At 42.1% G+C, this 5832-nt stretch carries 12 protein-coding genes; all 12 read right to left on the minus strand.

Translation table 11 applies throughout. The features are described from left to right. The coding region (gene infB / locus F7C14_RS02995; protein WP_290899805.1) for a translation initiation factor IF-2 at nucleotides 1-1101 on the minus strand (1101 nt) is incomplete at its 3' end. Then, nucleotides 1088-1543 (minus strand): nucleoside-diphosphate kinase, encoded by a 456-nt coding sequence (ndk, locus tag F7C14_RS03000; RefSeq protein ID WP_290899807.1) that lies wholly within the window; start codon nucleotides 1541-1543, stop codon nucleotides 1088-1090. The genes ndk and infB, both read right to left, overlap by 14 nt. A gap of 4 nt (nucleotides 1544-1547) precedes the next feature. Then, nucleotides 1548-1727, minus strand: a complete 180-nt coding sequence (locus F7C14_RS03005; protein WP_290899809.1) for a 50S ribosomal protein L24e — start codon at nucleotides 1725-1727, stop codon at nucleotides 1548-1550. Nucleotides 1728-1732: 5 nt separating this feature from the next. After that, complete coding sequence (locus F7C14_RS03010; RefSeq protein WP_012965137.1) at nucleotides 1733-1942, minus strand: 30S ribosomal protein S28e; 210 nt, start codon at nucleotides 1940-1942, stop codon at nucleotides 1733-1735. A 31-nt stretch (nucleotides 1943-1973) separates the two neighbouring features. Then, entirely contained in the window at nucleotides 1974-2345 is a 372-nt protein-coding gene (gene rpl7ae / locus F7C14_RS03015; protein WP_048086411.1) for a 50S ribosomal protein L7Ae, read from the minus strand. A 56-nt stretch (nucleotides 2346-2401) separates the two neighbouring features. Beyond that, nucleotides 2402-3370 (minus strand): phosphate uptake regulator PhoU, encoded by a 969-nt coding sequence (locus F7C14_RS03020; protein WP_290899814.1) that lies wholly within the window; start codon nucleotides 3368-3370, stop codon nucleotides 2402-2404. A 53-nt stretch (nucleotides 3371-3423) separates the two neighbouring features. After that, on the minus strand, nucleotides 3424-3693 hold the full coding sequence (locus F7C14_RS03025; protein ID WP_290899815.1) for a hypothetical protein: 270 nt from the start codon (nucleotides 3691-3693) through the stop codon (nucleotides 3424-3426). 33 nt (nucleotides 3694-3726) lie between these two features. Then, complete coding sequence (locus F7C14_RS03030; protein WP_290899817.1) at nucleotides 3727-4110, minus strand: cyclophilin-like fold protein; 384 nt, start codon at nucleotides 4108-4110, stop codon at nucleotides 3727-3729. 228 nt (nucleotides 4111-4338) lie between these two features. Further along, nucleotides 4339-4497: a hypothetical protein gene (locus F7C14_RS03035; RefSeq protein WP_290899819.1), complete on the minus strand. Its 159-nt coding sequence runs from the start codon at nucleotides 4495-4497 to the stop codon at nucleotides 4339-4341. Between the two features lie 452 nt (nucleotides 4498-4949). Then, the gene (locus F7C14_RS03040) at nucleotides 4950-5141 is read right to left on the minus strand and encodes a hypothetical protein (RefSeq protein WP_290899821.1); all 192 of its coding nucleotides are present in this window, start codon (nucleotides 5139-5141) and stop codon (nucleotides 4950-4952) included. A 42-nt stretch (nucleotides 5142-5183) separates the two neighbouring features. Continuing rightward, the gene (locus F7C14_RS03045) at nucleotides 5184-5309 is read right to left on the minus strand and encodes a hypothetical protein (protein WP_290899823.1); all 126 of its coding nucleotides are present in this window, start codon (nucleotides 5307-5309) and stop codon (nucleotides 5184-5186) included. Further along, nucleotides 5282-5695, minus strand: a complete 414-nt coding sequence (locus F7C14_RS03050; protein ID WP_290899825.1) for a type II toxin-antitoxin system death-on-curing family toxin — start codon at nucleotides 5693-5695, stop codon at nucleotides 5282-5284. The genes F7C14_RS03045 and F7C14_RS03050 overlap by 28 nt, the downstream gene beginning before the upstream one ends. Nucleotides 5696-5832: the final 137 nt, after the last annotated feature.

The following is a 5832-nucleotide window of genomic DNA, read 5'->3' on the forward strand; positions in this document are numbered from 1 at the left end:
AACTAAAGCTTCCAAACTTCCGAGAGTGTCTGTTTTCAGAACTACTCCCTCTTCGTCGGTTTTTATCGTAACTTCTTCAATCTCTCTCTTAATTCTCTCTTCGAACTTCTTTACGTCTTCCTCACTCTCGACGACTTCAAACTCGCTACCAGCGACGACGTTTTCTATTCCCGGAGCTACTATCTTTACTCCAGCTGCAGCAGTTACCTCCTTTACACTCTTGAACCTGCTTTCCACTCTTATTTCCTGAGCGGGTCTTGGCTTGAGTATCCCCCTCACGTGGGTAACTACAACTCCGTCTACTCCACCAATGGCAATTTTATCACCTACTCTAAGCGTTCCGTCGTAGATTATGACATCCATCGTTATTCCAAGCCCTTTCTCCTCCTTAACCTCAAGCACAGTTCCCTTAGCTTTCCCTTCGACGTGGAGTCTGAGGTTCTTCTCCAAATACCTCTGGGCTAAACCTACGAGAACAAGTAAAAGCTCCGGGATTCCTTCTCCAGTTAAAGCGGAAACGGGAATTATCGCTACAGTCCTTGTGAAATCCCTTATTCTGTCAAACCTATCAGCCGAAAATCCGTACTTGTAAAGTTCACCTATCAAATCGTAAATCTTGTTCTCAAGTCTCTGCTTAACGACATCATCCTGCTGCTGAAAACTCTTCAAAAAAGGTTGGTTTTCGAAACTTTGCCATCCCGGGATTTTATCTATTTTATTAGCCGCAACGACAAAGGGAGTTTTGAAAGTTCTCAAAATCATTAGCGCCTCTTCCGTTTGAGGTTTAAACCCCTCGTTAATGTCGATTACAAGAATTGCCAAATCGGCTAAAGCTCCACCCCTCTTTCTCAAGTTCGTGAAGGCTTTGTGTCCGGGAGTGTCAATAAAAAGAAGACCGGGAATCGTTATGTTTTTTGGCCATAGTTCCTTGCAAATTTCTTTAATGAGATCTATCGGAACCTCCGTAGCTCCGATGTGTTGAGTTATCCCTCCAGCTTCTTTAGCCACCACTCTCGTGTTCCTAATCTTGTCTAAAAGCGTAGTTTTCCCGTGGTCTACATGTCCAAGAACAGCAACTATCGGAGTTCTAAGCTTCTTCATATATCCACTTTTCGTCGGCTCTCTCGTAGCTAAGAATTTCTTCCTTGCTGAAGAAGAGCGAAATCTCCCTTTCGGCAGATTCGATCGAATCAGAGGCGTGAACAACGTTCCTTCCTATGTCCATCGCGAAGTCTCCTCTTATCGTTCCCGGAGAAGCCTCTATAGGATTCGTTTTTCCTACAAGGTTTCTCATAACTTTTACAGCTTCCTTTCCCTCCACAACCATCGCAACAACTGGTCCAGAAGTTATGTACGAAATGAGATTCTGGAAAAACGGCTTCTCTTTGTGTTCTGCGTAGTGCTTTTCTGCAAGCTCTTTCGAAACTTCGATCATCTTCATCGCAACGATTTTCAGTCCTTTCTGTTCGATTCTCTTTATCACTTCCCCAATGAGCCCTCTCTTAACTCCATCGGGCTTTACCATCACGAACGTCCTTTCCATTCTTTCACTTCCTTGCGTAATACTTCGTCCACTTCAACTTCCTTGGATTTCTTTTCAATTCAAGCATGTTTTTCTCGCATTTCCTTGAGCAGAAGTAGAGTATTCTTCCGTCCCTCCTTACAACCATTTTCCCTGTTCCCGGCTCTATGTCGTAGCCGCAAAATGAGCAGACTCTTTTTTCCATTTATTTCACCTCACCGTGAGCTTCTTGGCTTCTCTTGCGGTTTCCTTAATCATCAGGATGTCTCCTACCCTCACTGGTCCGAAAACGTTCCTTGTTATTATTCTTCCCTTGTTCTCTCCCGCGAGGATCCTAACCTTTACCTGAGTAGCCTCACCGTGCATTCCGGTCCTACCAATAATCTCTATTACCTCAGCTGGAGCGATGTCCTCTTCCATACTTTCACCCAGCAAAAAAGGGTATAAAAACTTACTTCTTCAAAGCGTTAATCTTCTTAATCAATTCTTCAAGTTCTTTCTTAGCCTCTCCTTCATTAATTATCGCTGCCGATGCTGCTGCAACGTCAATTCCAGCAGCCTTTCCGAGATCCTCCTTAGATTTCACGTAAACGTACGGTATGTTCTTTTCCTCGCAGAGTAGGGGCAAATGAGCTACGATCTCCGGAGGATCGACGTCCATTGCTATGTAAACGAGCTTCGCCAAACCTCTCTCCACAGCTTTTGTCGTCTCGTTTGTGCCCTTCTTTATTTTTCCTGTCTCTCTCGCCTTTTCAAGCAAGGCAAGAGCTTCCTGCTGCAACTCCTCGGGAACCTCAAATCTCACGTACACGCTCATACTCATCTCCCTCCTTCACATTTCTGTCATCGTTCATCGGCTGAGAAAAAACGAAAAACGATTCAGCTTAAATACCTTTCCCTCACAGCTTTGTTAAAAGCAACCTCTCCTATAGATTTGAGGTTTCTGGAAACATCGATAAGCGAATAAATCGCAACTCTGTAATTTGCGTCACCTTTTTCAAGCTCTTTGAGCAGAACTTCCTCTATTTCGTTGGCTTGAGAAATAGAATCCTCAGCCATGTCCACATCGCCGGAAATATATGCTTTCATAACTTTCGAGAAGGCACTGTTTAAATCTTCCAAGAACATGAGAAGGTTTCCTTTGAACTTCTCGGATATTTCCGGAAGCTTCTCTGAAAAGTCGTGTAAGTCGTCTGCTATCTCCTCCAAAAACTTTGCAACAAGCCTCATTCCGAGAATGTGCCTCAGCTCGTTCCACCTTGATGGGGAAGATATGTCCTTCATTATCCTGTTCTCAAGCCTTATCGCAAGGAGATAAAGCCTGTCGGTGTCCCCTTCCAAGTTTTTAACGTCTTTCAATCCTTCCATATCTCCTAACGTCATGCAATCCACTATTCCGTCAAAGATTCCTTCTATTATCTGAGCCATTCTGTTCAAAACTCCGTTGACATCCAACTCCGAAGATGTTAAACTTCTCAAAACAACTCTTCCGTTAGATGCATCTATCACTTCCATCCCTATTATCGAGTGGACTATGCTGCTGATTTTAGCTATAACTCTCGGAGTCAGCCCCTTATCCTCTATTTCTACCTCGTCAAGCCCTTGGATAAATAAAGCGTAAATAAACCTCTCAAGAAACTTCTCGTCGTATCTTGGAATGTTCGTTATTTTCGCCTTCACGATCCTGTAATCTTCGCTAATCTTTTTTGGGACTATCTTCACAATATCGTCTTCGATTAGAAGGAGAAGCTCATCCCCTTGTTTAAGCTTGTTACTCCTCACCCAGTCCTTGGGTAAGCTTACCATGTAGCTTGAGCCGCCGATAAGCTGGAGTTTTCTAACTTCCACGAATATGTATTAGAATCGTTAAAATTTAAATACTTTTTTCTTTCTACATACCTCTACGAAGAGTAGCTCGCATCCTCATCGAGGTTGTATATCATATCCTGAAGCATTTTCGTCGCAAGCCCGGCGAGAACTTTATCGTCGTTTACGAGCTCTTTAATCATCATGAGGGATGCTGCTTCCTTCAATTCGAAACTTTTGAGGTTCTCAAGCTGATTCAACAGCTTCACGAATAACCTATATATTTCAGCCAATCTCTCGTCGTCTTCTTCAAATTCGTCCTCTTCAACTTCGTATATTTCTATGTACTCTTCGAACTCATCCATTGCTAAAGAGTTACGTGGGAATTATTTAAAAATTTATTGGGATTCAACTTCAAAAACTGTAACTTCGTCTCCGTCCTTAACTTCTCTTAAAACCGTCGGATCGTCCAGAATCTTTCCGATTACGTTTACGGCACTTGCCGGTCTTATTTTATCGTCGCTTATCGGTGTTTTTCCAAAAAATAGACATATCGCTTTTCCGGGAATCCAGTAGGCTACATCTCCAACCTCTACAACTTCTTTAGAATTTTCTTCAACTGATACGTTTACGTTTGTATGAAAATAAACCTCGTCTCCCCATCTGTTAGCTTTGCTTTTTATCGGTAACGCTTTCTTTATCGCTTCCACGGTTTTTGGGGCAATAGACTCGTTGAGTTCCGCTGTAACTTCGACTTTACCGACTTTTATCTTCACCTTCATGGGATGTCGTTTTCCTTCCAAGTTAAATAACTTTGACTCCCAAAAGCCCGTTGAGTTTAGCAACTCTACAACCGTTCCCTTTAAAGATTTCCCCGATAACCATAGGTTTGCCGTCGTGCGTGAAGTGGAAAAATACCCTGATGTGCTCAGCCCCTGAAGGATACATGAAGACCTTAACTACGATCCTATCAACTTCAACTTGCTGAATCTCCTTGATTTTGCTGAACTTTATCTTGAGATGCTAATTCCTTTCGCTTTAATCTTCTCCTTTTTCAGAACTGCATCAAGATAATTCAGCGCTTTTAGGAACTTCTCCATAGCTCTCAATTTCCTCTCTGAGGATTTTCGAGCTTGAGCGAAGGGATACTTCGAGAATCCAACGACCATCGGAGAGGTATCTGATCGTCTCGTAAGCCCACGTGTACATACAACGCTCTCTTAACCTTCTCCATCGCATCAACAAGGGCTGAAGGGTGTTTAATCTCTCCAGTATCTATTTTCGTCAAAAACCTCCTTCGTATCAAGCTTATCGTGGGGGATTTTAATCTCCGCATCGCTTATCCCTCGCTTTTCTCGATTTTGCCCATTAACTCAAAGAAACCAACTTTCGATACTTGTAGAGCAGATGAGCTAACCTCTCCTTATCCAGATACGTTTTAATTCCGTATTTTTTGAACTTAAAGAACCACTTTTTATCGAACTTCCCAATCTCAGCCTGTTTTTCATCAGAACGCTGAAAATCAGTTCCAGATTTTTCGCTTCATTCTTGGGAAGGGGGTCGTGAGGAGATACTAACGCCTCACCCACTTTATCCTCCTTCGTGAAAATAGCTATTTATTTTATGTGTTTATGAAATTACATGAACAGCTTTTGAAGCAGAGCTCTATAAGATGTTCAATAACCTTGTTGTAGCTGATTTTCTTATCCGTTTGCTTCTCAAGTTCCGCTTTAATCTCATCGAGCTTTTTTAGGTTCTTTATGCTTACGGAAATCTTCCACCAGCCGGGAGGGTTGCCAGCTGGTGTATTCATGTTCCAAAATTGTTACAGCAATATAAAAATGAGTAGGAACAATCAGAGCTTAGCAAGTTCTCTTAGCAGATCATCGTATTCTTTCATACTCTCCTCTAAGGCTTTTCTGTATTCCGGTCTAAGAACATCTTTCATTTCCTTTATTCTTCTCTTCTTTCTTGACGGCATGCTCCTCCCTTCTTTTCAGTATTTTCTTTAAGCCATTTAATTATTTCGTCAATGCTTTTTCCTTCAATCGCAAGTTCCAGTATGAATTTCAGGATCTGGGATTTAGAGGCTTTGAATCTATACCCATGAGACCTCAAAATTGTATCTGCTACTTCGAATGCCGTTCTTTTGTTACCATCTACAAATGGATGCCCGGAAACTATACCTCTCAGCAGAATGGCAACTTTCCAGTGAATTGACTTACGTGGGTGGCTGTTTACCCAATCTACAATGAATTCAAGTTCTCCTCTGTTTAAAATTCCCGATTCTCCACCGTATTTCTCAATAATCTCCTTATGGATTTCTATAATCTCCTCTACTGTGATGAACTTTTTTCGCTTAACCATAATGCTTCGTCCTCCTGATTATTTCACTCGCTCTGATGATTTTCAGCTCGTTTGAATAGTGATCGTATTCGAGGACGTCGTAGCGTTGGAGCTCCTTGTTCAGCTTTTCAAATTCGGGAATCATCCTCAATATATAT

Origin of the sequence: Ferroglobus sp. (assembly GCF_015521575.1) — an archaeon.
In the GTDB taxonomy this organism is placed as follows: Archaea; Halobacteriota; Archaeoglobi; order Archaeoglobales; family Archaeoglobaceae; genus Ferroglobus.

Coding starts and splice junctions, on each gene's coding strand:
- F7C14_RS03050 (WP_290899825.1), bottom strand. CDS start 5,695: ATGGTTAAGCGAAAAAAGTTCATCACAGTAGAGGAGATTATAGAAATC.
- F7C14_RS03035 (WP_290899819.1), bottom strand. CDS start 4,497: ATGGTCGTTGGATTCTCGAAGTATCCCTTCGCTCAAGCTCGAAAATCC.
- F7C14_RS03045 (WP_290899823.1), bottom strand. CDS start 5,309: ATGCCGTCAAGAAAGAAGAGAAGAATAAAGGAAATGAAAGATGTTCTT.
- F7C14_RS03005 (WP_290899809.1), bottom strand. CDS start 1,727: ATGGAAAAAAGAGTCTGCTCATTTTGCGGCTACGACATAGAGCCGGGA.
- F7C14_RS03010 (WP_012965137.1), bottom strand. CDS start 1,942: ATGGAAGAGGACATCGCTCCAGCTGAGGTAATAGAGATTATTGGTAGG.
- F7C14_RS03030 (WP_290899817.1), bottom strand. CDS start 4,110: ATGAAGGTGAAGATAAAAGTCGGTAAAGTCGAAGTTACAGCGGAACTC.
- rpl7ae (WP_048086411.1), bottom strand. CDS start 2,345: ATGAGTATGAGCGTGTACGTGAGATTTGAGGTTCCCGAGGAGTTGCAG.
- F7C14_RS03040 (WP_290899821.1), bottom strand. CDS start 5,141: ATGAATACACCAGCTGGCAACCCTCCCGGCTGGTGGAAGATTTCCGTA.
- ndk (WP_290899807.1), bottom strand. CDS start 1,543: ATGGAAAGGACGTTCGTGATGGTAAAGCCCGATGGAGTTAAGAGAGGG.
- F7C14_RS03025 (WP_290899815.1), bottom strand. CDS start 3,693: ATGGATGAGTTCGAAGAGTACATAGAAATATACGAAGTTGAAGAGGAC.